Origin of the sequence: Cellulomonas shaoxiangyii (assembly GCF_004798685.1) — a bacterium.
Taxonomy (GTDB): Bacteria; Actinomycetota; Actinomycetes; order Actinomycetales; family Cellulomonadaceae; genus Cellulomonas; species Cellulomonas shaoxiangyii.
Genome location: NZ_CP039291.1, coordinates 3225352 through 3252175, shown reverse-complemented (window position 1 = coordinate 3252175; position 26824 = coordinate 3225352). Strand labels below are relative to the sequence as shown.

General features: G+C 74.6%; 26 protein-coding genes and 1 tRNA gene. 17 read left to right on the top strand and 10 right to left on the bottom strand.

All coding sequences use genetic code 11. The features are described 5' to 3' along the window. Positions 1-38 precede the first annotated feature (38 nt). The 4 genes from E5225_RS14510 to E5225_RS14495 form a co-directional block, all read right to left on the bottom strand. Positions 39-1340 (bottom strand): DUF4032 domain-containing protein, encoded by a 1302-nt coding sequence (locus E5225_RS14510; protein ID WP_135973352.1) that lies wholly within the window; start codon positions 1338-1340, stop codon positions 39-41. Between the two features lie 85 nt (positions 1341-1425). Continuing rightward, positions 1426-2553, bottom strand: a complete 1128-nt coding sequence (locus tag E5225_RS14505; RefSeq protein ID WP_135973353.1) for an ABC transporter ATP-binding protein — start codon at positions 2551-2553, stop codon at positions 1426-1428. 271 nt (positions 2554-2824) lie between these two features. Next, complete coding sequence (gene otsB / locus E5225_RS14500; RefSeq protein WP_135973354.1) at positions 2825-3661, bottom strand: trehalose-phosphatase; 837 nt, start codon at positions 3659-3661, stop codon at positions 2825-2827. Continuing rightward, a complete protein-coding gene (locus E5225_RS14495; protein WP_135973355.1) occupies positions 3654-5207 on the bottom strand; it encodes an alpha,alpha-trehalose-phosphate synthase (UDP-forming) in 1554 nt (517 codons plus the stop codon). Before E5225_RS14495 ends, otsB begins: the two co-directional genes overlap by 8 nt. 118 nt (positions 5208-5325) lie before the next feature. Here E5225_RS14495 and E5225_RS17785 point away from each other — a divergent pair, with 118 nt between their 5' ends. The 4 genes from E5225_RS17785 (at position 5326) to E5225_RS14475 (ending at position 9277) form a co-directional block, all read left to right on the top strand. Further along, complete coding sequence (locus E5225_RS17785; protein WP_208012529.1) at positions 5326-7512, top strand: serine/threonine-protein kinase; 2187 nt, start codon at positions 5326-5328, stop codon at positions 7510-7512. Between the two features lie 100 nt (positions 7513-7612). After that, positions 7613-8116, top strand: a complete 504-nt coding sequence (locus tag E5225_RS14485; RefSeq protein WP_135973356.1) for a hypothetical protein — start codon at positions 7613-7615, stop codon at positions 8114-8116. A gap of 70 nt (positions 8117-8186) precedes the next feature. Further along, complete coding sequence (locus E5225_RS14480) at positions 8187-9098, top strand: DsbA family protein (RefSeq protein ID WP_135973357.1); 912 nt, start codon at positions 8187-8189, stop codon at positions 9096-9098. 102 nt (positions 9099-9200) lie between these two features. Further along, positions 9201-9277 (top strand) — tRNA-Thr (locus tag E5225_RS14475). 48 nt (positions 9278-9325) lie between these two features. On the opposite strand, the gene E5225_RS14470 is transcribed toward E5225_RS14475, so the two are convergent. Beyond that, positions 9326-10027: a GntR family transcriptional regulator gene (locus E5225_RS14470; protein WP_135973358.1), complete on the bottom strand. Its 702-nt coding sequence runs from the start codon at positions 10025-10027 to the stop codon at positions 9326-9328. A 121-nt stretch (positions 10028-10148) separates the two neighbouring features. Between E5225_RS14470 and E5225_RS14465 the strand changes: the two genes are divergently transcribed. Beyond that, positions 10149-11420, top strand: coding sequence for an MFS transporter (locus E5225_RS14465; protein ID WP_135973359.1), 1272 nt, complete (start codon positions 10149-10151; stop codon positions 11418-11420). A 64-nt stretch (positions 11421-11484) separates the two neighbouring features. Here the strand turns inward: E5225_RS14465 and E5225_RS14460 are convergent, their stop codons facing one another. Next, positions 11485-12156 (bottom strand): response regulator transcription factor, encoded by a 672-nt coding sequence (locus E5225_RS14460; protein ID WP_135973360.1) that lies wholly within the window; start codon positions 12154-12156, stop codon positions 11485-11487. A gap of 75 nt (positions 12157-12231) precedes the next feature. On the opposite strand from E5225_RS14460, the gene E5225_RS14455 reads away from it, so the two are divergent. Beyond that, positions 12232-13392 carry a sensor histidine kinase gene (locus E5225_RS14455; protein ID WP_135973361.1) on the top strand — a complete coding sequence of 387 codons (1161 nt, stop codon included), beginning with the start codon at positions 12232-12234 and terminating at the stop codon, positions 13390-13392. Between the two features lie 22 nt (positions 13393-13414). Here E5225_RS14455 and E5225_RS14450 read toward each other — a convergent pair whose 3' ends face one another. Continuing rightward, positions 13415-14242 carry an SGNH/GDSL hydrolase family protein gene (locus tag E5225_RS14450; protein WP_135973362.1) on the bottom strand — a complete coding sequence of 276 codons (828 nt, stop codon included), beginning with the start codon at positions 14240-14242 and terminating at the stop codon, positions 13415-13417. A 70-nt stretch (positions 14243-14312) separates the two neighbouring features. Then, entirely contained in the window at positions 14313-14990 is a 678-nt protein-coding gene (locus tag E5225_RS14445) for a uracil-DNA glycosylase (RefSeq protein WP_243738203.1), read from the bottom strand. Between the two features lie 172 nt (positions 14991-15162). On the opposite strand from E5225_RS14445, the gene E5225_RS14440 reads away from it, so the two are divergent. The 4 genes from E5225_RS14440 (at position 15163) to groL (ending at position 18424) form a co-directional block, all read left to right on the top strand. Then, positions 15163-15477, top strand: a complete 315-nt coding sequence (locus E5225_RS14440) for a DUF3263 domain-containing protein (protein WP_135973364.1) — start codon at positions 15163-15165, stop codon at positions 15475-15477. A gap of 72 nt (positions 15478-15549) precedes the next feature. Continuing rightward, complete coding sequence (locus tag E5225_RS14435; RefSeq protein ID WP_135973365.1) at positions 15550-16152, top strand: LytR C-terminal domain-containing protein; 603 nt, start codon at positions 15550-15552, stop codon at positions 16150-16152. 119 nt (positions 16153-16271) lie between these two features. Continuing rightward, positions 16272-16475 carry a cold-shock protein gene (locus tag E5225_RS14430; RefSeq protein WP_135973366.1) on the top strand — a complete coding sequence of 68 codons (204 nt, stop codon included), beginning with the start codon at positions 16272-16274 and terminating at the stop codon, positions 16473-16475. A gap of 323 nt (positions 16476-16798) precedes the next feature. Beyond that, entirely contained in the window at positions 16799-18424 is a 1626-nt protein-coding gene (gene groL, locus E5225_RS14425) for a chaperonin GroEL (protein ID WP_135973367.1), read from the top strand. Positions 18425-18535: 111 nt separating this feature from the next. Here the strand turns inward: groL and E5225_RS14420 are convergent, their stop codons facing one another. Beyond that, positions 18536-19780, bottom strand: a complete 1245-nt coding sequence (locus E5225_RS14420; RefSeq protein ID WP_135973368.1) for a pyridoxal phosphate-dependent aminotransferase — start codon at positions 19778-19780, stop codon at positions 18536-18538. A gap of 288 nt (positions 19781-20068) precedes the next feature. Here E5225_RS14420 and urtA point away from each other — a divergent pair, with 288 nt between their 5' ends. The 6 genes from urtA to E5225_RS14390 all read left to right on the top strand — a co-directional run bounded on the left by urtA (position 20069) and on the right by E5225_RS14390 (position 25896). Further along, a complete protein-coding gene (gene urtA / locus E5225_RS14415; RefSeq protein ID WP_243738204.1) occupies positions 20069-21352 on the top strand; it encodes an urea ABC transporter substrate-binding protein in 1284 nt (427 codons plus the stop codon). Positions 21353-21451: 99 nt separating this feature from the next. Beyond that, positions 21452-22336 (top strand): urea ABC transporter permease subunit UrtB, encoded by an 885-nt coding sequence (gene urtB, locus E5225_RS14410; protein WP_135973370.1) that lies wholly within the window; start codon positions 21452-21454, stop codon positions 22334-22336. Continuing rightward, a complete protein-coding gene (gene urtC / locus E5225_RS14405) occupies positions 22333-23526 on the top strand; it encodes an urea ABC transporter permease subunit UrtC (protein WP_243738205.1) in 1194 nt (397 codons plus the stop codon). Before urtB ends, urtC begins: the two co-directional genes overlap by 4 nt. Next, the gene (urtD, locus tag E5225_RS14400) at positions 23523-24419 is read left to right on the top strand and encodes an urea ABC transporter ATP-binding protein UrtD (RefSeq protein ID WP_135973371.1); all 897 of its coding nucleotides are present in this window, start codon (positions 23523-23525) and stop codon (positions 24417-24419) included. Before urtC ends, urtD begins: the two co-directional genes overlap by 4 nt. Beyond that, complete coding sequence (gene urtE, locus E5225_RS14395; RefSeq protein WP_135973372.1) at positions 24419-25111, top strand: urea ABC transporter ATP-binding subunit UrtE; 693 nt, start codon at positions 24419-24421, stop codon at positions 25109-25111. The genes urtD and urtE overlap by 1 nt, the downstream gene beginning before the upstream one ends. A 56-nt stretch (positions 25112-25167) precedes the next feature. Further along, positions 25168-25896 (top strand): GntR family transcriptional regulator, encoded by a 729-nt coding sequence (locus E5225_RS14390; protein ID WP_135973373.1) that lies wholly within the window; start codon positions 25168-25170, stop codon positions 25894-25896. Positions 25897-25913: 17 nt separating this feature from the next. Here E5225_RS14390 and E5225_RS14385 read toward each other — a convergent pair whose 3' ends face one another. Next, positions 25914-26375, bottom strand: a complete 462-nt coding sequence (locus E5225_RS14385) for a hypothetical protein (RefSeq protein WP_135973374.1) — start codon at positions 26373-26375, stop codon at positions 25914-25916. Between the two features lie 281 nt (positions 26376-26656). Here E5225_RS14385 and E5225_RS17600 point away from each other — a divergent pair, with 281 nt between their 5' ends. Beyond that, a complete protein-coding gene (locus E5225_RS17600) occupies positions 26657-26812 on the top strand; it encodes a hypothetical protein (protein ID WP_166435947.1) in 156 nt (51 codons plus the stop codon). The last annotated feature ends 12 nt before the right edge of the window (positions 26813-26824 follow it).

Here is a 26824-nt window from a genome sequence, read left to right as displayed (position 1 = left end):
GACCCGGGGGGACGGCGCCGTCGTCGTGACGTCGGCGGTCAGCCGATCAGCTGATCCGGGTCGTAGTCCCCGGCGCGCGACCCGGAGGCCGCGTCACCGTCACGCAGGTCCTCCGCGCGCGTGCCGAGGACGGCCTGCTCGTCGGGCCGGGTCGGCAGGATGTTGTTCACGTAGCTCTTCACGACCTCGGTCATCGGCACGTCCCGGTGGTGCTGCTGCGACAGGTACCACCGGTGGTCCAGCAGCTCGTGGTAGACCTGCGCGGGCTCGAGCTTCGTGCGCAGCTCGCGCGGCACGCGGCGCACGGCCGGCTCGAAGACCTCCGTGAGCCAGTCGTGCGCGACGAACGACTCGTCCTCCGCCTGCCGGTCGGTCGCGGCGCGGAACTCGTCGAGGTCGTTGAGCAGCCGGCGCGCCTGGTTCTCCTGCACGTCGAGCCCGGTGAGGCGCATGAGCCGGCGGGAGTGGTGGCCGGCGTCGACGACCTTGGGCTGGATGCGCACCGAGGTGCCCTCCAGGTCGGTCGTGATGTCGAGCTCGCCGACGTCGAAGCCGAGGTTGTTGAGCCGGTCGATGCGCGCCTGCACGCGCCACCGCTCGCCGTACCCGAACGACTCGACCTCGGTGAGCGCCTGCCACAGCTCCTGGTACCGCTCGGCGAGCGCGTCACCGATCGCGATGGCGTCCTCGTGCTCGTCGAGGAACTCGCCGGCCTGCAGGTCCATGAGCTCACCGATGATGTTGACCCGCGCCACCTCGAGGTCGTAGCTGCGCTGCCCGACCGAGAGCCGGTCGTGCAGGTCGCCCGTCTCGGCGTCGACGAGGTACGCGGCGAACGTCTCCGCGTCGCGCCGGAACAGCGTGTTCGACAGCGACACGTCGCCCCAGTAGAACCCGGCGAGGTGCAGGCGGACCATGAGGACCGCGAGCGCGTCGATCAGGCGCGTGGCGGTGTCGGGCCGCAGCGACTGGCTGAACAGGGCGCGGTACGGCAGCGAGAACGACAGGTGCTGGGTGATGAGCACCGCCTCGAGCGGTTCGCCGTCGGGGGCGCGGCGGCCCGTGATGACGCCGACCGGCTCGACGCTGGGCACGTCGATCTTGCGCAGCTGGCGCAGCAGCTCGTACTCGCGGTACGCGACGCTCTCGCCGATCTCCTTGATCGCGATGACCCGCCCGGACAGCCGCGCGAACCGCACGACGTGCCGGGAGATGCCGCGGGGGAGGGCGGCGAGGTTCTCGGCCGGCCAGTCCTCCAGCGGGATGTGCCAGGGGAGGTCGAGGAGCGCCGGGTCCGGGTTCGCCGCCGTGATCTGCAGACGCTGCGCCGTGCCGCTCATGGGTCGATCCTCTCAGGTCCGGGCCGGACACGACGAAGCGGGCCCGGTCGTGACCGGACCCGCCTCGTCGGTGGTGCGTGGTGCGTCAGACGGCCATGCGCTCGCCCGAGCCCGCGTGGAACAGGTGCTGCTCGTTCGGGCGGATGCGGACGTTGATCGCGTCGCCCTTGGCGGGCACCTGGCGGGGGTCGACGCGCACGATGATCTGCGCGTCGCCGGCGCCGGAGTGGACCTGGCTGGCCTGGCCGAACTCGTTGGTCAGCGAGCCGTAGACGTACGCGTCGGAGCCGAGCTCCTCGACGATGTTGACCTCGACCGGGAACGAGTCGGGCGTGCCGGAGGGCACGACGTCGAGCGCCTCGGGCCGGAAGCCGACCGTGATGTGGCCCTTGTCGTCGTCCGCCAGGCGGCCGATGACGTCGCGGGGGAGCAGCAGCCGCGACTGGCCGACCGACGCGGCGCCGTCGAGCACCGGGAACGTCCCGATGTTCATGGCGGGCGAGCCGATGAAGCCGGCGACGAAGACGTTCGCGGGCGTGTCGTACATGTCACGCGGCGTGCCGACCTGCTGGAGGATGCCGTCCTTGAGGACCGCGATGCGGTCACCCATCGTCAGGGCCTCGGTCTGGTCGTGCGTGACGTAGACCGTCGTGACGCCGAGGCGGCGCTGCAGCGACGCGATCTGCGTACGCGTCTGCACGCGGAGCTTGGCGTCGAGGTTCGACAGCGGCTCGTCCATGAGGAAGACCTGCGGCTGGCGGACGATGGCACGGCCCATGGCGACGCGCTGGCGCTGGCCACCGGAGAGCGCCTTCGGCTTGCGGTCGAGGTACTGCGTGAGGTCGAGGATCTTGGCGGCCTCCTCGACGCGGGTGCGGATCTCCGCCTTCGGCGTGCCCGCGATCTTGAGCGCGAAGCCCATGTTGTCGGCGACCGACATGTGCGGGTACAGCGCGTAGTTCTGGAAGACCATCGCGATGTCGCGGTCCTTCGGCTGGACGTCCGTGACGTCGCGGTCGCCGATGAGGATGCGGCCGGCGTTGACGTCCTCCAGGCCGGCGAGCATGCGCAGCGAGGTGGACTTGCCACAGCCCGAGGGGCCGACGAGGACGAGGAACTCGCCGTCCTCGATGTGGAGGTTGAGCGCGTCCACCGCGGGACGCTCGGTGCCCGGATAGATCCGGGTCGCGTTGTCGAAAGTGACCGTAGCCATGAGCGGTCTTTCCCTTCACCGGCAGGTACGTGCCGGACGATCCGTCGTGAAGAGTGTCAACGCAGGGTCGGTGGAGGCACCCTGCCGAGCGCTGTGTCTCCGCTGACACGGGCCGGGGGCGTCCTGTCGAACGTCCTCGGCCGGGTCGTCAGTATGGCACACCTCACGTGTCGGGCGGCCGCCGGCGTGGGGCGCCGCGGCACGCGGGCGGACGCCCCCGGACGTGGTCCGGGGGCACACCCGGACGGCGGACGGCCACCCGGTGCCCAGGTCAGCGCGTCGCGCGCTCCACCACGGCGAGCGCGGCGACCACGTCCTGCGGCCCGTCGACGCGGTAGCGCGCGGCGGTCGCGCCGGCACCGACCTTGACCGTCAGGTCGTCGGGGCCGAGAGCCGCGAACGCGTGCTCGTCGGTCACGTCGTCGCCCGCGTAGAGGACGACCGGCGCACCCAGCTCGCGACGCAGCGCGGCCAGCGCGCTGCCCTTGTCGGCCGGCAGCACCGTGAGCTCGACGACGTCCTTGCCGTGCAGCGTCCCGGCGCCCAGCTCGGCCCCGAGCGCGAGCGCCTCCTGCTCCGCGGGCCCGGCGACGTCGCGCTCGGCGAGCCGCGTGTGCACCACGACGGCGGTCGGCTTCGTCTCGACCCAGACGCCGTCGCGTCCGCGGGCGACCGCGGCCGCGCGCGCGCCCAGCGACGCCAGCCGGTCGGCCTGCGCCGACGTCAGCTCGACGACGTCGCGCTCGAGCCCGAACGTCGTCACGCGCGCCCGCTCGGCGCCGTGGCTGCCGACGAGGTAGGTGCCCGGCGGCACCGCGGCCAGCGCGTGCAGGTCGGCCATCGCGCGGCCGGAGACGAGCGCCAGCGCGATGCCGTCGCGGCCGCCGAGCGCGGCGAGGACCTCGACGCCCGCCGGCAGGATCGCGGAGCTCGCGGGGTCGTCCACGAGCGGGGAGAGGGTGCCGTCGAAGTCGAGGGCGAGCAGCACGGGGCGTCGGCCCGCGTCGGCGAGGACCTCCTCCAGGCGCTGCGCGAGCGCGTGCGCGTCCTGCGGCGCGGCGTCCGGGGGCCCGGCCGGGCCCCCGGTGGTGGGCGTCGGCTCAGTCATCACGGCCCCGGTCGGCGTCGTAGGGGTCGCCGTGGCGCTGCGCGTCCTCGTACTGCGGTGCGTCCTGGTACCGCAGTACCCCGGCGGTGGCGTCGTCGCCCGGCGCGTCGCCGGTCGTGTCGCGGACCGGTACGGACGTGAGCGCGGAGAGGAACTCGTGCGACCACGCCGCCACGTCGTGGCCGAGGACGCGCCGGCGCAGACGCCGCATGCGCTTGCGGGACTCGCGCGGGTCCATGTGCACGGCGTACGTGATGGCGTCCTTCATGCCGTCGATGTCGTGCGGGTTGACCAGCACCGACCCGACGAGCTCGTCCGCGGCGCCGGTGAACTCGCTCAGCACGAGCGCACCGCGGTCGTCCGAGCGGGCCGCCACGTACTCCTTCGCGACCAGGTTCATGCCGTCGCGCAGCGCGGTGACGAGCATGACGTCGGCCGCGAGGTAGAGGGCGGCCATCTCCTCCATGGGGAACGACTGGTGCAGGTACTGCACGGGCGCGTGGCCGACCTGCCCGTAGTCGCCGTTGATGCGCCCGACCAGCAGCTCGACGTCGTCGCGCAGCTGCTGGTAGGCGCCGACGTTCTCCCGGCTCGGGCTGGCGACCTGCACGAGCGTCGTCTCGGTCGGCGACAGGCGCCCGTCCTCGAGCAGCTCGCCGTACGCCTTGATGCGGTGCCGGATGCCCTTGGTGTAGTCCAGGCGGTCCACGCCCAGCAGCAGCACCTCGGGGTCGCCGAGCTCGGTCCGGATCTCCTTGGCGCGGGTCTGGACCTCCGGCGTGCGGGCGAGCTGGTCGAACGCGTGCGAGTCGATCGAGATGGGGAACGCCGCCGCGCGCACGTGGCGCTGCTGCGGGGTCCCCTCGCCGACCGTCACGACCTGCCCGCGCGCCGTCAGGTCGGTCAGGCGGCGCACCACGCGGACGAAGTTCGCCGCGTCGCCCGCGCGCTGGAAGCCGATCAGGTCCGCGCCGAGCAGGCCCTCGACGACCTGCTTGCGCCACGGCAGCTGGGCGAAGATCTCCAGCGGCGGGAAGGGGATGTGGTGGAAGTAGCCGATGCGCAGGTCCGGGCGCAGCTCCCGCAGGAACGCGGGGACGAGCTGCAGCTGGTAGTCGTGCACCCACACGGTGCCGCCGCGCGCGGCCTGGCCGGCGGCGGCCTCCGCGAACCGGCGGTTCACCTTGCGGTAGGCGTCCCACCACTGCCGGTGGAACTGCGGCGGCGCGATGACGTCGTGGTACAGCGGCCACAGCGTGTCGTTCGCGAAGCCCTCGTAGTACCGCTCCATGTCCTGCTCGGTCAGCATGACCGGGACCAGGCGCATGCCCTCGTCCACGAACGGGTCGAGCTCGAGACCGGGAGACCCGCCCCAGCCGACCCAGGCTCCCTCGGCGTTGGCCATCACGGGGGCGAGGGCGGTCACCAGGCCGCCGGGGGACCGGCTCCAGGTCGGCTCGCCGGACTCGTCCAGGCTCACGTCGACCGGAAGGCGGTTCGCGACGACGACCAGGTCGTGGCCGTCGGCGGGCACGTCGAAGGGCACGCGGATCAACTCCTCGGGATCGGTGCCGACCCTAGTCGTCCGCCCCGCCGCCCGCCCGGGGTGCGGCGCGGGTGTGGCCTCCCCCACGCGCGGCGACGCGCCCGCTAGCGTGCCGGGCATGGAGCGGATCGGCCTGACGCCGGGATCGGAGATCGGCGGGTACACGATCGTCGCGCCGCTCGGGTCGGGCGGCATGGGGACCGTGTACCGCGCCGTCGACGGCGGCGGCACCGCGGTGGCGCTCAAGCTGCTGCACCCGCACGTCGGTGCCGACGCGGTCGTGCGGACCCGGCTGATGCGCGAGGTCGCCGCGCTGCAGCGCCTGCGCCACCCTGCGGTCGCCGCCGTGCTCGACGCGGAGGCCGACTCGACCGAGGCGTTCATCGTCACCGAGCTCGTCCCCGGCGACACGCTCACCGAGCACGTGCGCGAGCGCGGCCCCCTCGCCCCCGAGGACCTGCTCGCGCTCGCGGAGGGGCTGCGCTCGGCGCTCGCCGCGGTGCACGCGGCCGGCGTCGTGCACCGCGACCTCAAGCCGTCCAACGTGCTGCTCACCGACGACGGCCCGGTGCTCATCGACTTCGGCCTGGCGCAGGGCGTCGACGACGACGCGACGCTCACCACCGCCGGGTTCGTGCTCGGAACGCCGGGCTACCTCGCGCCCGAGCTGCTCGACGGCGCGGAGCCGAGCGTCGCCACCGACCTGTGGGGCTGGGCGGCCCTGCTCGCGTTCGCCGCCACGGGGCGCGACCCGTTCGGCTCGCGGCCCGTCGAGGCCGTGCTCGCGCTCGCCCGCTCGGGCGACGCCGACCTCGCGGGGGTCGGGCCGCTGACCGCGGCGGCGATCGCGGGGGCGCTGCGCCCGGACCCGGCGGAGCGGACGACGCCCGAGGACGTCGTCGCGGCGCTGCGCGTCGTCGCCGCCGAGGGCGAGCTGCCGCCCGGTGCGGACGCGGCCGTGGTACTGGCCGCGGTCACGGGGGCGGCGGGTGCCGACGCCGACGCGGACGACGAGGACACCGACGTCGCGGTGCCGGAGGAGGGCGAGCCGGGGGACGAGCTCGATGACGAGCCCGACGACGAGCTCGATGACCAGCTTGATGACGAGCTCGACGACGACGATGCCGCGCTCGCGGAGGACGACGTGGCGACGACGCTGGTCGGGCGCGACGAGATGCCGACGACGGTCGTCGCGGCCGACGTCGACGCGACCCGGGACGACGCACCCGCCGGCGCGTCCGACGACGACGCCTCCGACGACAGCGCGGACGACGACGACCCCGACGACGACCTCGACGACGCCGCCGACCACGCGGACGAGGACGGCGCCGCGCACCGGTCGGCGGGCGCCGGCACCGCGCCGACGGTCGCGCTCGCGGGCGCCGCGGCCCGTGCCGGCACGACCGCCGTCGGCCCGCCCGAGCCCCCGGCGAACGACGGGTACACGGTCGCGGTGCCGCTCGGCGCCGGCCGCGACCACCCGGACCGCGACCCCGACGCGACGCTGGTCGACGCGCGCGCGTGGGAGGACCCGGCAGGCCACGCGGCCCACGACGACGGCTTCCCCGACGACGGCTTCCACGACGACGGCTTCCCCGACGACGACCCCGACGACCCCGACGGCGTCGACTGGATCGAGGACGACCTCGAGCGCTCGGAGGGACCGTCCACCGAGGGCTCCGGGTACGTCCGGCCCCGCGCGCGGCGCCGGTGGGGGACGCTGCTCGCGCTCGCGCTGCTCGTCGGCGTGGCCGGCGCCCACGCGCCCGGCATCACGCTCGCGGTCGTGCTGGTGCTCGTGGTGGTCGTCCGGGCGGTGGGCTCGACGGTCGAGTCGATGCACGGGCGGCGCGAGCGCGCCGGCGTGCGCCGGTCCGACGTGCCGCTCGCGGTCGCGTCCTCGCCCTGGTACCTCGTGCGCGCGCTGGTCGGCCTGCTCCCGTCCGTGCTGGTGAGCGCGAGCGTCGTCGTCATCGCGGTCGGCGTGGCGTGGTGGCTGGTCGGCTCCGGGCGGTGGGTGCTCGGCGACGCCGTGCCGGGGGAGCCGCCGAGCGGGCTCGCCGCGTCGGTGGCCGTCGGGTCCGCCGTGCTGCTCGCGGTGCTCGTGCTGTGGTTCGGGCCGTTGTCGGCCATGACGCGCACGGGGGCCCGGCGGGTCCTCGCGGGGGTGGCGCCCGGGTGGGTCGGCGCGCTCGTCGTCGTGGCCCTCGCCCTGGTCGCGGCCGCCGCCCTCGCGCACCAGGTGCTCGCGGGCTCGCCGATCGAGTGGGCCCCGCTGCCCGTGCCGCGGATGCCCCTGCCCTGACCGCCCGCGCCCGGCACGAAGCGGTTCACGTGCGGCCGCCGGGCCGGACCGGGACCACGGGCCCCTCGGCAGGCCGGGGCCCAGCGCCTACCCTGGGCCCGTGCGTACCCGTCCGGCCCCGGTGCTGCGGCACGCGCGCGCCCGCGCGCTGACGCTCGCCGGCGTGCTGGTCGCGGCGACGCCGCTCGTCGCTGCCGCCCAGGGGCGCGTGATGGTGCACCGGTGCGTCGCCGCCGACGGCGCGCTGGCGTCCCTCGGCCTGCGGATGGACGTGCTGGCGTCGGCCGACCACTGCCCGCAGGGCGCGTACGCGCTCGGGGCCACGTCGCAGGGTGCGGTGCTGCTCCTGAGCGTCGCCGTGCCGGTCGTCGTCCTGCACCTCGTCCTGGCGGCCGCCGGTCTCGGGCTGGGGGCGCTGGTCCGCCGCGCCCGTACCGGCGTGGTCGCCCTGCTGGGCGCCGCCGCCGTCCGCCGGGTCGTCGCCCGTGCGCTGCCGGCCGTGCCGCGCACCCCCCTCACCGCGCCCGTGCTGCCCGTGCTGGTGCGCCACGACCGCGGCCTCGTGCTCGTCCGCCCGCACCGGGGGCCGCCCGCGGCCTGCTGACCGGCTCGGCCGGTCCCGTGCCCGCACGTCCCGCCGGTGAACGCCGGCACCCGGAGCACCAGGAGCACCCATGCCCACGAACGACCCCCGCCCCACCAAGGCCGTCCGGCGCGACGAGGCCCGCGCCAAGGCCATCGCCATGCGCCAGGAGCAGGAGCGCAAGGCCAAGCGCAACCGCCTGCTCGCCATCGGCGGTCTCATCGCGGCCATCGCGGTCCTCGCGGCCGTCGTGATCGTCATCGTCCGCCAGGGCGCCGAGCGCGCCGAGGCCTACGGCACGGTCCAGTACGGCGCCGGGGCCGAGGGCCTCGTCGTCCCGGCCGTCGACGAGGTCGAGGCCCCGTCCGTCGCGGAGGGCGGCGGCATCCCCGTCAGCGCCGCCGGCGTCGGCGAGGCGGCCGAGGACGGCACGACGGTGACCGTGTACTTCGACTTCATGTGCCCCTACTGCGGCCAGTTCGACGCCGCGAACGGTGCCGAGCTCGAGCAGCTCGCCGCGCAGGAGGGCATCACGATCGAGTACAAGCCGATCGCGTTCCTCGACGGCACGTCGCAGGGCACCTTCTACTCGACGCGCGCGGCCAACGCGGTCGCGGTCGTCGCGGACCAGGACCCCGAGCACATGACCGCCTTCATGACGGCGCTCTACGAGAACCAGCCGGAGGAGGGCTCGTCCGGCCTGAGCGACGCCGAGATCGCGGAGCTCGCGACCGAGGTCGGGGTGCCCGCCGACGTGACCGAGCAGTTCACCGCGACGGTCGACGGCACCTACGAGGTCGCGGCGGACGACGGCACCGAGGAGCGGGACGGCACGTGGCGCACCTTCGCCCCGTGGGTACTCGCCGCCACGGAGCAGGCGAACACCGACCTCGGCGGCGTCAGCACGCCGTCGGTGCTCATCGACGGCGAGAAGTGGGAGGGCGACCTGTACACGCCCGGCCCGCTGACCGAGGCCGTGCTCGCGGCCGCCGCGCAGGGCTGACCCGCGCAGGGCTGACCCGCGCAGGCCGACCGCGGGCGCCCGTCCCTGACCGGGGACGGGCGCCCGCGGCGTCCGGGCGCCGGCCGCTACGCTGGCGCCGTCGCCTCCTTAGCTCAGCTGGCCAGAGCAGCTGTCTTGTAAACAGCAGGTCGTCGGTTCGAATCCGACAGGGGGCTCCACTCGTCCGGGCCCGCCGCCCGGCCGTCACCCGCCGCGCGGGGTGCGTGTCACGCGCCGCCGTGCGTCCGGTCGGCCGGGGTCGCGTGCAGCGACGGCAGGTACTGCGCGACGTGGTCCGCCAGGACGGACTCCGCCCGCTCGCCGTCGCCCGCCACCAGCGCGTCGTAGATCGGCCGGTGGTGCGCGGCGACGTCGGCCAGCGGCATCGTGGACGACAGCAGCGAGACGATCGTCATGACCTCGATGCCGAGGGCGTTCCACGCACGCAGCAGCGAGTCGTTGCCCGCCCCGCGCACGACGGCGCGGTGGAAGTGCGTGCTGCCGCTCGCGAGGGCGAGGCGGTCGCCGCGCTCGGCGGCCTCCTCCATGAGGGTGAGCGCCTCGGCGAGGGCCTCGCCGGCGCCGCGTAGACGGGGTGCGGCCAGGCGACCCGCGAGGCCCTCGAGGGCGGCGCGGACGGGGACGGCGTCGCGCAGGTCGCGCTCCCCGACCTCGCGCACGCGCGTGCCGGTGTGGCTCTGGGTCTCGAGCAGGCCGAGGGCCGCCAGCTCCCGGAACGCCTCGCGCACGGGGGTCTGGCTGGTGCCCAGCTCCTGGGCCACCTTCAGCTCACGCAGGCGGGCCCCCACGGCGATCCGGCCCTCGGCGATCTCGACGAGCAGGTGGTCGCGGATCTGGCTCGACAAGGTCTCCCGGCTGAGCGTCGGCCTGCCCGGCGCCGCCGCTCCGACCCTCGGCGTGTCTCGCACGTGCAGGAGCGTACTCGGCCGCCGTTCGGGAGTGCGGTCTCGATGATCCGGGGAGCGCACCCGCCGCCGGACCGCGGACGCGTGCGCGAGCCGGTGCTCCGGGCCAGGGAGACTGGGGGCGATGAGTCACGACGCGTCCGCTCCCACCGCCCGTGGCGGGTTCCTGTCGCGCGCCGCCGTGCTCGGCGTGTACCTGCCGGCCCTCGTGTTCGAGCTCGGGATGGGCGCGGTCGTGCCGGTCGTCGCCGTGCGGGCCGTCGAGCTCGGCGCCGACCTCGCCACCGCCGGTGTGCTCGCCGCGCTCCTCGGCGTCGGGCAGCTGCTCGCCGACATCCCGGCCGGCGCGCTCGCGAGCCGCGTCGGCGACCGCGCCGCCATGCTCATGGCCTCCGGTGTCGCGGTGGTCGCGTTCGCCGGCTGCGCGCTCGCGGACCGGGTCGCGCTGCTCGCCGTCGGGGCGCTGTGCGTCGGCGCGACGAACGCCGTGTTCATGCTCGCGCGCCAGGCGTACGTCACCGCCATCACGCCGGTCGTGTACCGCGCGCGGGCGCTGTCCACGCTCGGCGGCGTCGGCCGCATGGGCGTGTTCCTCGGGCCGTTCCTCGGGGCGGGCGTCATGCACCTGACCGCGACGCCCGCCGCGTTCTGGCTGGCGGTCGCGACCACGGTCCTCGCCGTCGTCGTCCTGCTCGCGGTGCCCGACGTCGAGGCGCCCGGCGCACGGAACCGGCCCCGGGTCTCCGTCGCGACGGTCGTGCGCGACCACCGGCACGTGCTCGCGACGCTCGGCACGGCCGTGCTCCTCGTCGGCGCGGTGCGTGGCGCCCGGCAGACCGTCGTGCCGCTGTGGGGCGAGCACCTGGGGCTGGCGCCCGCGACGACGAGCCTCGTGTACGGCGTCGCCGGCGCGCTCGACGTCCTCCTCTTCTACCCGGCGGGCCGCATCATGGACCGGCGCGGGCGGCTCGCCGTCGCCGTGCCGTCGATGCTCGTGATGGCGGTCGCGCTGCTCCTGCTGCCCACCACGGGCACGGTCGCCGGGCTCGCGGCCGTCGCGATGCTGCTGGGCGCCGGCAACGGCATCAGCTCCGGGCTGCTCATGACGCTGGGGTCGGACGTCGCGCCGCCCGAGCGGCGGGCGGCGTTCCTCGGTGCGTGGCGCCTCCTGCAGGACTCCGGCAACGCCGCCGGTCCGCTGGTGGTGTCCGCGGGCGCCGCCGTCGGCAGCCTGGGCGCCGGGGTCCTGGCGACGGGCGGGCTGGCGGCCGTCGCCGCGGGGGCGCTCGCGCGGACGGTGCCGCGGTGGTCGGTGCACGCGTCGCGGCGCACGCGCGTCGCCGCCGGCCTGCGTCCCGACGGGCGGCCCGTGGAGCCCGAGACCGCCGTGGGCTGACGGCCGGACCGGGGAGCCGCCGGTCGTCGGAGCGCCGGGCCGGTCTGAGAGCGCCGGGCCGGCCTCAGACCGCCGGGCCGGTCTCCTCCAGCAGCCGCAGCGCCGCGCTCACGCGGGGGTTGCGCGCGGGGTCCGCGTCGATGCCGAGCGTCCCGTAGACCGCGTACACGTGGTTCTGCACGGACTTCTCCGTGATCCCGAGCTGCTCCGCGATGCCGGAGTTCGACAGGCCCTGCGCGAGCAGCCGCAGCACCTCGTACTGCCGCTGGGTGAGCTGCGCGACCGCCGACCCGTGCCGCGGGGTCATCCGGCCGAGCAGCGCCGGGTCGAGGACCGTGCGCCCCGCGGCGGCGGCGCGCACGGCAGCCAGCAGCGTCGCCTCGTCCGTCATGCTCGTCTTGGACAGGTAGCCCCAGCCGTGGCCGACGTCCCGGGGCAGGTCCAGGAGCAGGTCCATCGCGTCGTGCGCGGACAGCAGCAGGATCCCCAGGTCGGGCTGCTCGCGGCGCAGGAGCACGCCGAGCGCGATGCCGTTGCCGTCGGGGAGGTCGATGTCGAGCACGACCACGTCGGCCGTGCCGGGCCGCAGCACGCGGCGGGCGTCGGACACGGTGGCGCACGACGCCACGACCCGAAGGTCCGGGTCGACCGCCACCGTGCGTTCGAGCATGGAGCGGAAGAGTGGTTGGTCCTCGACGATCGCGACGCGCAGCGGGTGGTCGGCAGGTGAGCTCATTACCGGCCAGTATCGTCGCCCCGGGCATCCGGCGCGCGGGACCGGTGCGCCCGACCGGGGGACGAGGAGCCGTGGATGGCGGGGACGCACGACTCGGTGCCGCTCTCTGTGCGCCGGCGCGACGACGAGGCCGACCGCACCGTGCTCCTGCGCGCGTCCGCGCTCGTCGCGGCCGGCTACGGCGTCGGCGCCTCCTTCCAGGCGGCGTACATCTACACGCGGGTGGTGCCCGGCTGGGACGACGTCGCCCTGTGGCAGCGCCTGACCGCCAACGTGGTCGGGGTCGTCGTGCTCGTCGCGGCGCTGGCCGCCGTCCGCGTGCACCGGGCGCGCTCCGGCTGGGCGGTCGCGGCGGGCACGCTGGCCGCCGCGACGCTCATGGCGGTGGTGCGGACCCTGGTGCAGGTCATGGTCGGCGTGTACCCGGCCGACGACGTGGCCGCGTTGCGCGCCGAGCTCCTCGCGGCTGTCGTCGCGGGCGCCGTCTCGGCGGGGATCGGGGTGTGGGTCATGCTCGGCCGACGCTCCGCGCGCCGGCGGACGCGCGCGGCCGAGCGCGACGCCGTGGCCGTCGAGCACGCCGTGCGGGCGCTCGAGGACGAGGAGATCCGCATCCGGCGTCAGGTGGCCGAGGGCCTGCACGGCACGCTCCAGCAGCGGCTCGTGCTCGTCGACGCCCACCTCGCCGAGGTCGAGGCCCGCCGGCGCACGAGCGACGCCGGCCTCGCCGACGAGCTCGCGTGGGTGCGTCGCGAGCTCGCGCAGATCCGCGACGACGACGTGCGCCAGATGAGCCGGCTGCTCTACCCCGACCGGCTCGAGCTCGGGCTCGTGCCGGCGGTCCGCGCGCTGCTCGGGCGGCTGCCCGCGACGATCGCGACGAGCCTGCACGCGAGCGAGGCGATGCGCGCGCTGGACGACCCGACGCGCAGCGACGTCACGGTCCCCGAGCGGCTGCTGGCCCTGCGCGTCGTCGAGGAGGCCGTGACGAACGCGCTGAAGCACGGTCCCGCGTCCCGCGTCGACGTGCGGCTCGACGTCGAGGGCGCGGTGCTGCACATCGTCGTGGCGAACGACGGCGCCCCGTACGCGCCCCGCGCCGTCGACCCGGTGTCGGGGACGTCACGCCTCGCCCAGCGGCTCGCGGTGGCCGGCGGGCGGCTGCGGGTGGGGCCGGGGGCGGACGTCGGGGTGCGGGTCGAGGCGCACCTGCCGCTGGGCGTCGGCACGCCCTGACGCGGGCCGGTCCCGCACCGCGTCACTCGACGGGCAGGGGCACGGGCCGCTTCGGCATCCGCAGGTCGCCCGACGAGTGGCCGCGCAGCCGACGGGTCGCCCAGGGGTACGCGTGCTCCCGGAACCAGCGCGCGTCGGCGCGCGCGCGGTCGAGTCGGGGGACCGGCGGCGCGGGCGCGAGCGGGTCGTCCCAGTCGGCGCGCTCGGGCGGCTGGCCGAGGCCGACGAGCGCGGCCTGCGCGACCCGGGCGTGCCCGTCGGTGGTCATGTGGATGCGGTCCTCCGACCACATCCGCCAGTCGAGGAGGCTGCGCATGCCCCATGCGTCGAGCACGTAGGCGCCGTGCCGGCGCGCGATCGACCAGATGTCCGCGTTGTAGACGCCGACGCGGGCGCGCGTGGCCTTGACGAGCGGGCTCTGGCGGGTGTCGAACCCGGTGCCGAGCAGCACGTCCGCACCCGTCGCGCGCACCCGCGCGACGACGGCCTCGAGCTCGGCGGCCAGCCGGTCGACGTCGACGGCCGGGCGCAGGATGTCGTTGCCGCCGCCGATGATGCTGACGAGGTCGGGCTGCAGCTCGAGGGCCGCGGGCACCTGCTCGCGCAGGATCGGCCCCATCAGCCGGCCGCGGACGGCGAGGTTCGCGTACTCGAGCGGGGCCAGGCCGGCCGCGACGCGGCGTCGCGACAGGTGCGACGCGAGCTGGTCGGCCCACCCGCGCTGCGGGGCCTGCCGGCCGTCGGGCGCGTCCCACAGGCCCTCGGTGAAGGAGTCGCCGCAGGCGACGTAGCGGGCCCAGCGGGGTGCGCTCGCGGCGGGGGTCGGATGGGCGTGGTCGTCGGCGTGCACGTGTCCCACTATGCCCCGTCCGGGGGACACGACCGGCTCCCGGCCGGACCGTCGTCCCAGGGCAGCGTCGTCAGGGCAGCGTCCAGTCGACCGGCTCGGCCCCCTGCGCCACGAGCAGCTCGTTCACGCGGGAGAACGGACGGGACCCGAAGAAGCCGCGGCTCGCCGACAGCGGGCTCGGGTGCGGGCTCGCGACGACGGGCACGTCGCCCAGCGCGGGCCGCAGCTGCTGCGCGTCGCGGCCCCACAGCACGGCGACGAGCGGCCCGCCCCGCTCCACGAGCGCCGCGATGGCCCGGTCCGTGAGCTGCTCCCAGCCCTTGCCGCGGTGCGACGCCGGCGCACCGGGCCGCACCGTCAGGACGCGGTTCAGCAGCATCACGCCCTGGTCCGACCACGGCGTGAGGTCCCCCGACGACGGCGCCGGGACGCCGACGTCCGCCACCAGCTCGGTGAAGATGTTCGCGAGCGAGCGCGGTACCGGCCGCACGTCGGGCTGCACCGAGAACGACAGACCCATGGGGTGCCCCGGCGTCGGGTACGGGTCCTGGCCGACGACGAGCACGCGCACGTCGGCCAGCGGACGCCGGAACGCGTGCAGCACGGCGTCGCCGGCGGGCAGGTACGCGCGCCCGGCCGCGACCTCGGCGCGCAGGAAGTCGCCGGCGGAGCGCAGCGCGTCCTGGGCCGGGGCGAGGGCCCGGGCCCAGTCGGCGGCGACGAGCTGGTCCAGGGGTGCGGGGGTCACGGCGCCGCACGCTACCGCCGCCCGAGGGCGCCCGCGCCGTCGCCCGTGCGACACCGACGGAGGAATGACACCCCTGTCATTCGCACGTAGCATGGCGGAGCCGTCCGCGAGGGCGGCGCACGGTGCCGGGCCTGACCCGGCGCGTGCGGACGACCGACGCACCGGAGGCACCATGGACGCCGCGGCGAGCAGCGCGACCGCCACGCTCGAGGAGTCCCGGCCCGTCGGCGCCGCGACGACGCTCTCCGAGCGCGACCAGGCGGTCCTCGCCTTCGAGCGTCAGTGGTGGAAGTACGCGGGCGCGAAGGAGCAGGCCGTCCGCGAGCTGTTCGACATGTCGGCCACCCGGTACTACCAGGTGCTCAACGCGCTGATCGACGACCCGGCGGCCCTCGCGTTCGACCCGATGCTGGTCAAGCGCCTGCGGCGCATGCGGACCTCGCGCCAGCGCGCGCGCACGGCGCGCCGCCTCGGCGCCGACGCCTGACGTCGGACCCCGCCGCACGGACGTGCCCGGGCGTCCCCGAGCCGCGCGGGTCGACCCGTTAGCCTTTCCGCCGTGAGCAAGGCCGACTACCCCTACCCGGACGACGAGTTCGACGCCGCGACGCCCGACGGGCCACGTGGCGTGCACCGTGCGCCCCGCTCCGCGTGGAGCCGCTGGTGGCCGTTCCTGGTCGTGCTGCTGGTCGTGCCGGTGCTCGCGTACGGCGCCGTGGCCTACCTCTCCCGGACGGGTGACCTGCCCGTCGTCGGCGGCGGCACAGCGCCCGCGGCGGAGGAGACCCAGGCGCCCGAGGACCCGGCCGCGGGGGAACCCGCACCCGAGGGCGAGGGGCCGACCGAGACCGCCCCCGAGCCGGAGGCCCCCGTCGCGGAGCCCGTGCTCACGACGCCCGTCGAGGTGCTCAACGGCGCACGCGTCGCGGGCCTCGCGGGCCGGGTCGCCGACGACCTGCTCGCCGCGGGCTTCACGGACGTGGCCCCCGACAACGCGACGGAGGACCTGCCCGACGTGTCGACCGTCTACGTCGCGTCGGAGGACCTGCGCACCACGGCCGACCTCGTCGCCTCGACCACGGGCGTCCCGGCGGTCGAGGTCGACCCGGACCGCGCCCTCGTCGGCATCGTCGTCGTGCTGGTCACCGACCCGGCGGCCTGACCGCGCGCCCCTCCCGGCGGACGGACGAACCCCCTGTTCCCGCCCACGCGGCCGCCGCTACGCTCCACGCACCGGGGCGACGGCGGAGCGTCCCGGCACCCGGACGGCGAGGAGCGGGCATGGCGCAGGGCACGGTCAAGTGGTTCAACGCGGAGAAGGGGTTCGGCTTCATCACGCCCGAGGGCGGCGGCCAGGACCTCTTCGTCCACTACAGCGCGATCCAGGTCGACGGCTACCGCTCCCTCGAGGAGGGGCAGGCGGTCGACTTCGAGGTGGGGCAGGGCACCAAGGGGCCGCAGGCCGAGCAGGTCCGCCCCGTCTGACCTCGCAGCACCGCGGGCCCGCCTGTTCCGCCGGCCCGCTCGACCGGCCCGGTCGCGGACGTCCGCGACCGGGCCGTCGTCGTGCTCCCGCCGGCTCCGAGTGGGCCCGGCGGGGTGCTCGCCCGGCCGACGTCCCGGCTCCGCTGCTTGCACTCGCAGGGGTCGAGTGCTAACCATTGGGTTAGCACTCTCCGGTGGAGAGTGACAGCAGCACACCGGCCTAGGTGAGGGTCGTCGCGATGCGGGACGTGACCGCGCGCGCGACCCGTCCGTCGCGGGCACCGACCGGCCGACCCACGAACTGGAAGAAGGATCACAGCCCCATGGCCAAGATCATCGCCTTCAACGAGGAGGCCCGGCGGAGCATGGAGCGAGGGCTCAACATCCTCGCCGACACCGTCAAGGTCACACTCGGCCCGAAGGGCCGCAACGTCGTGCTCGACAAGAAGTGGGGCGCGCCGACGATCACCAACGACGGCGTCTCCATCGCCAAGGAGATCGACCTCGAGGACCCGTACGAGCGCATCGGTGCGGAGCTCGTCAAGGAGGTCGCCAAGAAGACGGACGACGTCGCCGGTGACGGCACCACGACGGCCACCGTCCTCGCCCAGGCGCTCGTGCGCGAGGGTCTGCGCAACGTCGCGGCCGGCGCCAACCCGATCGCCCTGAAGAAGGGCATCGAGAAGGCGGTCCAGGCCGTCACGGCCGAGCTGCTGACGCAGGCCAAGGAGATCGAGACCAAGGAGGAGATCGCCGCCACGGCCGCCATCTCCGCCGCGGACACCCAGATCGGCGAGCTCATCGCCGAGGCCCTCGACAAGGTGGGCAAGGAGGGTGTCATCACCGTCGAGGAGTCCTCGGGCCTCGGCCTGGAGCTCGAGCTCACGGAGGGCATGCGCTTCGACAAGGGCTACCTGTCGGCGTACTTCGTGACGGACCCGGAGCGCCAGGAGGCGGTCCTCGAGGACGCGTACGTCCTGCTCGTCGAGTCGAAGATCTCGAACGTCAAGGACCTGCTGCCGCTGCTGGAGAAGGTCATCCAGGCCGGCAAGCCGCTGTTCATCGTCTCCGAGGACGTCGAGGGCGAGGCCCTGGCCACGCTCGTCGTCAACAAGATCCGTGGCACGTTCAAGTCGGTCGCCGTCAAGGCCCCCGGCTTCGGCGACCGCCGCAAGGCGATGCTGCAGGACATGGCGGTCCTCACGGGCGGCCAGGTCGTCTCGGAGACCGTCGGTCTCAAGCTCGACACGGTGGGCCTCGAGGTCCTCGGCACGGCGCGCAAGATCGTCGTCACCAAGGACGAGACCACGATGGTCGAGGGCGGCGGCGACGCCGAGCAGATCCAGGGTCGCGTGAACCAGATCCGCGCCGAGATCGAGAACTCGGACTCGGACTACGACCGCGAGAAGCTCCAGGAGCGCCTCGCGAAGCTCGCCGGTGGCGTGGCCGTCATCAAGGCGGGCGCGGCGACCGAGGTCGAGCTCAAGGAGCGCAAGCACCGCATCGAGGACGCCGTGCGCAACGCGAAGGCGGCCGTCGAGGAGGGCATCGTCGCCGGTGGTGGCGTTGCGCTGATCCACGCCGGCAAGCTCGCGTTCGAGAAGCTCGAGCTCGAGGGTGACGAGGCGACCGGTGCCAACATCGTGCGCGTCGCGATCGAGGCCCCGCTCAAGCAGATCGCGATCAACGCCGGGCTCGAGGGCGGCGTCGTGGCGGAGAAGGTCCGCAACCTCCCCGCCGGTCAGGGCCTCAACGCCGCGACCGGTGTGTACGAGGACCTGCTGGCCGCGGGCGTCAACGACCCGGTCAAGGTGACGCGTTCCGCGCTGCAGAACGCCGCGTCGATCGCTGCCCTGTTCCTCACCACGGAGGCCGTCGTGGCCGACAAGCCGGAGAAGTCCGGTGCGGCCCCGGCCGGTGGCGGCGAGGACTTCGGCGGCGGCTTCTGAGCCTGAGCCGGTCCAGCACCGACTGAACGGTCCGAGGGCCGGTCACCCCGCACGGGGTGGCCGGCCCTCGGCGTACCCGCTCCGTCCCGCGCCGGGACCGGTGCGGTGCGCTCAGGCGCTGCGGCGCACCGGCACCTGGCGGTACGACGCGAGGAAGTTGCCCATCCGCTCGACCGCCTCGGCCAGGACCCGCGCCTCGGGCAGCGTCACGATGCGCAGGTGGTCGGGTGTCGGCCAGTTGAAGCCCGTGCCCGCCACGAGCAGGATCCGCTCGCGGACCAGCAGGTCGTAGACGAGCTGGGCGTCGTCGTGGATCTCGTGCACCTCGGGGTCGAGGCGCGGGAAGAGGTACAGCGCGCCGTCCGGGCGGACGCAGTCGACGCCGGGGATCGAGGCGATGCCCTCCCAGGCGACCTGGCGCTGCTCGTACAGCCGGCCGCCGGGTGCGACGAGCGCCTCGATCGACTGGACGCCGCCGAGCGCCGCCTGGATGGCGTGCTGCGCGGGCACGTTGGGGCACAGGCGCGTCGACGCGAGCAGCGTCATGCCCTCGAGGAACCCGCGCGCGTGCGCCTGCGGCCCGGTGACGACGACCCACCCCGACCGGTAACCCGCGACGCGGTAGGTCTTGGACAGGCCGTTGAACGTCAGGCACAGCAGGTCGGGCGCGACGGACGCCAGCGGGACGTGCTGCGCCCCGTCGAAGAGGATGCGGTCGTAGATCTCGTCGGCGAGCAGCAGGAGGCTGTGCTCGCGCGCCACCTCGGCGATCTGCTCGAGCACCTCGCGGCTGTACACGGCGCCGGTCGGGTTGTTCGGGTTGATGACGACGATGGCCTTGGTGCGGGGCGTGATCCGCGCGCGGATGTCCTCGACGTCGGGCTGCCAGCCGGAGGACTCGTCGCAGCGGTAGTGCACGGGCTTGCCGTCGGACAGGCTCGCCATGGCCGTCCACAGCGGGTAGTCGGGCGAGGGGATGAGCACCTCGTCGCCCTCGTCGAGCAGGGCCTGCAGCGTCATCGTGATGAGCTCGGAGACGCCGTTGCCGAGGTACACGTCGTCGACGTCGAACGTCGGGAACCCGGGCACGGTCTCGTAGCGCGTGACGATGGCCCGCCGGGCGGACAGGATGCCGCGCGACTCGGTGTACCCGTGCGCGTGGGGGATCGCGGCGATGACGTCGGCGACGATCTGGTGCGGCGCGTGGAACCCGAACGCCGCCGGGTTGCCGGTGTTGAGCTTGAGGACCGACAGGCCCTCGGCCTCCATGCGGGCTGCCTCGTCGAGCGCCTTGCCACGGATCTCGTAGAGGACGTCCTTGAGCTTCGCGGACTGGTCGAGGGGGCGCAGCGGCATGGCAGGGATGCTATCGCCGGCGGCGGGGCGGGCGATGCAGCCACCTGGCAGCAGGTGGCCTGGTCACGGCGGCGTCGCGGCCCCGCGGCCGCCCGCGCCGCAGGGTCGGGACCGGCGGAAACGCAGTGTTTACGTGCGGGGCGGGGTCCGAGAAACACGGAGTCCCTAGCGTCCTCACCCATGGGCACCGGGCTGTATACGCCGCGGGACACAGCGCGGTGCGTCGCGGCACCCGGCAGCCCCGAGCACCTCCCGACCCCTCGCACGTCCCGACGAAAGGCACCTGCGTTGACCCGACACCCCCTCCCTGTCCGGGCGTCCCGTGGCCGCGCGCTCGCGCTGTCCGCCGGCGTCCTCGCCACCGCGCTCGCCCTGTCGGCCTGCGGCGCCCGCGCCGGCGCCTCCGGCGAGGCCGGCTCGACGTCGTCGGGTGGTGAGTCCTGCGTGGACACCTCCGGCGACACCGTGAAGATCGGCTTCCTCAACTCGCTGTCCGGCACCATGGCGATCTCCGAGCAGACCGTGCGCGACTCGCTCGACCTCGCCGCGGAGGAGATCAACGCGGCCGGCGGCGTGCTCGGCAAGGAGCTCGAGATCGTCGGCGAGGACGGCGCCTCGGAGCCCACCGTCTTCGCCGAGAAGGCGGAGAAGCTCATCTCGTCCGACTGCGTCGCCGCGGTGTTCGGCGGCTGGACCTCGTCGTCGCGCAAGGCGATGCTGCCGGTCTTCGAGTCCCGCGACGCGCTGCTGTTCTACCCGGTCCAGTACGAGGGCCTGGAGGCGTCGCCGAACATCTTCTACACGGGTGCGACGACCAACCAGCAGATCATCCCCGGCATGGACTACCTCAAGGAGCAGGGCAAGACGAAGGTCTTCCTGGTCGGCTCCGACTACGTCTTCCCGCGCACGGCGAACAAGATCATCAACGCCTACGCCGAGGCGAACGGCATCGAGATCGTCGGCGAGGAGTACGCGCCGCTCGGGCACACCGACTTCTCGACGATCGTCAACAAGCTCAAGGCATCCGGCGCCGACGCGGTGTTCAACACCCTGAACGGCGACTCGAACGTCGCGTTCTTCAAGGAGTACAAGAACGTCGGCCTGACGCCCGAGACGGCGCCCGTGGTCTCCGTCTCCATCGCGGAGGAGGAGGTCGGCGGCATCGGCGTCGAGAACGTCGCGGGCCAGCTGACGGCGTGGAACTACTACCAGACGGTCGAGTCGCCCGCGAACGAGGAGTTCGTCGCGGCGTTCAAGGAGAAGTACGGCGACGACCGTCCGACCTCCGACCCGATGGAGGCCGCCTACACGTCGCTGTACCTGTGGAAGGGCATGGTCGAGAAGGCGGAGTCGTTCGACGTCGCCGCCATCCAGGAGGCCGCCGACGGCGTGTCGTTCGACGCCCCCGAGGGCACCGTCACGGTGGACGGCGACAACCACCACATCGCCAAGACGGCGTACATCGGCGAGATCGCCGAGGACGGGCTCATCTACCCGGTGTGGCAGTCGGACGGCCCGATCGAGCCGGACCCGTTCCTCGAGGGCTACGACTGGGCCGAGGGCCTGTCCTGACCTGACGCCCCACGCGCACCCCGATCGCGACGGCCCGGCCGGTCCGACCCCTCGGCCGGCCGGGCCGTCGCCCGCGCACCACACCACGGAAGGCGGCCCATGGACGCCCTGCTACCCCAGCTGTTCGCGGGTCTGAGCCTCGGCTCGGTCCTGCTGCTCGCCGCGCTCGGCCTCGCCCTGACCTTCGGGCAGATGGGCGTCATCAACATGGCGCACGGCGAGTTCATGATGGCCGGCGCGTACACCGCGTTCGTCGTGCAGCAGGTGCTGCCCGACGCGGGTGTCTCGCTGCTCGTCGCCCTGCCGCTCGGCTTCGTCGTCGGCGGGCTGCTCGGCCTGCTGCTCGAGGTCACGCTCATCTCGCGCATGTACCGGCGCCCGCTCGACACGCTGCTCGTGACGTTCGGCGTCTCGCTGGTGCTGCAGCAGCTCGCGCGGGACGTGTTCGGTGCGCCGAACGTCGACGTGCGCGCACCGGCGTGGCTGTCCGGCGCGGTGCCGGTGCTCGGCATGGAGCTGCCGAAGAGCCGCCTGTTCATCCTCGCGCTCGCGATCGTCGCCGTCGGGGCGCTGTCGGTCGTGCTCAAGGTGACGCCGCTCGGGCGGCGGATCCGCGCGACGGTGCAGAACCGCGACCTCGCGGAGACGTCGGGCGTGTCGACGCGGGCCACCGACCGGCTGACCTTCTTCGTGGGGTCCGGGATCGCGGGGATCGCCGGGGTGGCGCTGACGCTGCTCGGGTCGATCGGCCCGACGCTCGGGACCAGCTACATCGTCGACGCGTTCCTGGTGGTCGTCGCCGGCGGGATCGGCCAGCTCAAGGGCGCCGTGATCGCCGCCGTCGGGCTCGGGGTCCTGCAGGCGGCGTTCGAGTACTCGACGACCGCGAGCCTCGCGAAGGTGCTCGTGTTCGTCGTCGTCGTCGCGTTCCTGCAGCTGCGGCCGCAGGGGCTCGTGTCGGTCCGCACCCGGAGCCTCGCGTGAGCGCGGCGGCGGTGGACACGGGGGAGCGCCCCGTGTGGTGGCGGCGCGAGGGCGTGCGCGCGTGGGGCGGGATCGCGCTCGCCGCGGTGCTGCTGATCGGCGTCGCGCCGGCCGTGCTGTCCGACTTCCGGCTCAACCTGCTCGCCAAGTTCCTGTGCCTGGCGATGGTCGCGGTCGGGATCGGGCTGGCGTGGGGGCGCGGCGGGATGCTCGTGCTGGGCCAGGGCGTGTTCTTCGGCCTCGGCGGCTACCTCATGGCGATGCACATGAAGCTGTCGGACGCCGGCCCGGGCGGCGTCCCGGACTTCCTGCTGCTGTACGGCGACGGCGTCGTGCCGGCGTGGTGGGAGCCGCTGCGCTCCCCGGTCGTCACGGTCCTCGCCATCCTGGTGCTGCCGGCCGCGATCGCGACGGTGCTCGGCCTGGCGGTCTTCCGGCGGCGGGTGCGCGGCGCGTACTTCGCGATCCTGTCGCAGGCGCTCGCCGCGGCGTTCGCGATCCTGCTCGTCGGCCAGCAGAAGGTCACCGGCGGCACGAACGGGCTCAACGGGTTCCGGTCGTTCTTCGGCTACGACCTCGCCGACCCGGTCAACAAGCGGATGCTCTACCTCATCGCGGCCGGCGTGCTCATCGCCATGGTCGCGGCCGTGCGGCTGCTCATGCGCTCGCGCTACGGCGAGCTGCTCGTGGCGGTGCGCGACCAGGAGAACCGCGTGCGGTTCCTCGGGTACGACCCCGCGGTGGTCAAGGTCGTCGCGTACGCGGTGGCGGCGGCGTTCGCGGCGATCGGCGGTGCGCTGTTCGCGCCGGTCGTCGGGATCATCTCGCCCGCCGACGTCGGCGTCGTGCCCTCCATCGCGCTGCTCGTGGGCGTCGCCATCGGCGGGCGCGCCACGCTCCTGGGCCCCGTGCTCGGCTCCATCGCCGTGTCCTGGGCCGAGACGACGCTGTCCGAGCAGTTCCCGTCCTTCTGGACCTACTTCCAGGGGGCGCTGTTCATCGTGGTCGTCGCGTTCCTGCCCAACGGGCTCGCGACGCTCGGCGGGGCGCTGCGCCGCCGGCGCGGCGCCGCCGGGCCGGACGCCGGTCCCGGGGCGGACGCCGGGCCGGGTCCCGGCACCGACGCACCCGCCGACCCCCGGGCGGGCAGCGCCACCGACACCGTCGACACCGCCGGGAGGCACGCATGAGCGACCCCACGCCCGCACCCGACGCGGACGACGCCCCCCGCCTCGACCCCGAGGCGCTCGAGCAGGTGCTCGCCGCCCCGCCGGCGCGGTTCACGCACGACTACCTGGAGGTCCGCGGGCTGCGGGTCGTGTTCGACGGGTTCGTGGCCGTCGACGGCGTCGACCTCACCGTCACCCGCGGTGACCTGCGGTTCCTCATCGGCCCCAACGGTGCGGGCAAGACGACGGTCGTCGACGCGATCACCGGGCTCGTCCCCGCGACGGGGTCCGCGAGCTTCGGGGGCGCCGACCTGCTCGGCCGGCCGTCGCACCGCATCGCGCGGGCCGGCGTGGGCCGCACGTTCCAGACGGCGAGCGTCTTCGACGAGCTGACCGTGCTGCAGAACCTCGACATCGCCGCCGGGGCGCGGCGGCCGGCGCTCAGCCTCCTGCGGCGCCGGCAGGGCGTGCCGGCCGAGGTCGAGGCCGCCCTCGAGACGGTCGGCCTCGCGCACGTGCGCGACCGGCCGGCCGGCGTCCTCGCGCACGGGCAGAAGCAGTGGCTCGAGATCGGCATGCTGCTCGTCCAGGACGCCCGCCTGCTGCTGCTCGACGAGCCCGTCGCCGGCATGAGCCAGGCCGAGCGCGAGCAGACCGGCCTGCTGCTGCAGCGGATCGGCGAGCAGCGGACCGTCGTCGTCGTCGAGCACGACATGGAGTTCCTGCGCGCGTTCGCGGCGTCCGTGACGGTGCTGCACCAGGGGAAGGTCCTCGCCGAGGGCACGGTCGCGCAGGTGCAGGCGGACCCGCGGGTCGTCGAGGTGTACCTGGGGACCGGCGCGCACGGGCGCGGGTCGCGTACGGCCGGTGCGACTGCCGGGCACGCGGCCGGCGTGACGACGGAGGTGGAGTGATGCTGCAGCTGTGCGGTGTGCACGTCGGGTACGGGCGCACGGAGGTCGTGCGCGGGGTGGACGTCGAGGTGCCGGACGGGCAGGTCGTCGCGGTCCTCGGCCACAACGGCGCCGGGAAGACGACGCTGCTGCGGGCGGCCGTGGGGCTCCTGCCCCTCCGGTCCGGGGCCGTGCTGATCGACGGCGACGACGTCACGCGGGCCCGGCCGCACCAGCGCGTGCGGCGCGGCCTCGCCTACGTCCCGCAGGGGCAGCAGTCCTTCGGGCAGCTGACGGCACGCGAGAACCTCCTGCTGGTCGCGGACGTGGCGGGCGCCGCCGGGTCGCGCCGGGTGGACGAGGCGCTCGACCTGTTCCCGGCGCTGCGCGAGGTGCTGAGCCGGCGGGCCGGGCTGCTGTCCGGCGGGCAGCGCCAGCAGCTCGCGATCGCGCGGGCGCTCGTCACCGGGCCGCGCGTGATGGTCCTCGACGAGCCCACCGAGGGCATCCAGCCGTCCGTCGTCGCGGAGATCGAGGGTGCGGTCGTGCAGCTCGCGGCCGACGGGCTGGGGGTGCTGCTCGTCGAGCAGCACGTCGGGTTCGCGCTCGGGGCGGCGTCCCGCTACCACGTGCTCGAGTCGGGGCGGGTGACCGCCACGGGCGCGGGTGGTGCGGAGCAGCAGGACGTCGTCCGGGCGGCGATGGCCCTGTGAGCGGTGCGGCGCTTCCGCCGCCGGGGGGCGCAGGTGCCGGACTACGCTTCCCCGGTATGGGAACCGGTGCCGGTGACGACCCGACGCCCGTGATGGCGGCCGGCGGCGCCCCCGTCACGGGGTCGCTGCGGGACGCGGTCTACCACCGGCTGCGCGACGAGATCCTCAACGGCCGCGTCTCGCCGCGTGAGCGCCTGACCGAGCCGAAGCTCTCCAAGGCGTTCGAGGTCTCCCGCACCCCGGTGCGCGAGGCGCTGTCGCGGTTGCTGTCCGACGGCCTGGTCGAGCGCACGGACTTCGGGTACGCCGTCGTCGTGCCGTCCCTCGAGACGCTGCGCAACCTCTACGAGCTGCGCATCACCCTCGAGCTGCGCGGCATCGCGCGGGCCATCGAGAACCCGCAGGTCCAGCACGACGCGGCCCTGCTCAGGGCCGAGCTCGCCCGGTGGGACGAGCTGCGCGACGACCTGCCCACGCCCGACGCCAGCTTCGTGGTCCTCGACGAGGGCTTCCACCAGGTGCTCTCGCGCGCCTCGGGGAACGTCCAGCTCACCGACGCCCTCGTCACCGTGAACCAGAAGATCCGCGCCGTGCGCATGCACGACTTCGTCGAGGAGGAGCGGATCACGGCCACCGTCGACGAGCACCGGGAGATCCTCCGGCTCGTCCTCGCCCGCCGGCTGCCGGAGTCCCTCACCGCGCTGCACAAGCACGTGGGGGAGTCGCTCGAGGTCGTGATGGACCGCGCGACGACCGCGATGGCGCGGATGGCGATCGCGGGCTGACGGCGCGGCCGTGCCGCTCACCCCGCGAGGATCGCCGCGCAGTCGTCCTCCCAGAAGTCGGCCGTGCTCCGGTCGACGCGCCCGACGCCCGGGAACGCGGCCGGCCACAGCTCCGTGAGGTCGATGCGACCGTCGGCCTGGTAGAAGCCGTACTCCATGCTGTCGTACCCCGTCACGTGCTCGCAGACGGCCCGCGCGCCGGTCTGCACCGTGGCCACGTCGAGGACGGCGTCGTCGGGCAGGGTCACGGTCAGCGACATCGTGTTGGCGAACCCGTCCAGGCGGACGAGCGTGCTGACGTCGACCGCGTCCGGCAGTGCCTCGAGGACCGCGTCCTTGACGACGCGGACGATGGCGACCCCGTTCTCGTCGCGGGGCGGGCCGGAGACCTGGTCGCGCAAGGCGTTGCACCCGGACAGGGCGACGGTGAGCGCGAGCACGGCGCCGAGGCCGGTCAGGGTGCGGATGCGGCGTGGCATGACGGGCGGGTCCTCCGAGTGGTGGCGGGGGGCCGTGGACGGGGTGGGGCCACCGCCGTCGCGCGCGTGCGGTCAGGTGCCCGCACCCCGTCCCCCCGCGGGCCGGCGGCGGCGTCGACTCCTGCCCCGAGGCGGTCACCCTAGACGGGGCCGCGACCGTAACCCCGCGTTCACGTCGGCGGGCGCCGGGTGAAACACAGCCTTCCTACGGTCCGGATACCGGGGTGTATACAGCCCCGTCCACTCCGGCCGCCGCGGTCGGACCGACCCGAGGGGCCGCCGTGCTCGACACCCTGCCCGCCGCCCGCCGCGGCGAGACCGCCGTCCCGATCCAGCGCACGGTCGCCGTGCTCCGCGAGCACGCGGCCGCCGCGCCGCCTGCCGAGGAGCATGCCGGGCCGGGGGCATCGCTCGGCGTGCGGGCGGTGGACGCGTGAGGGCGGTGACGT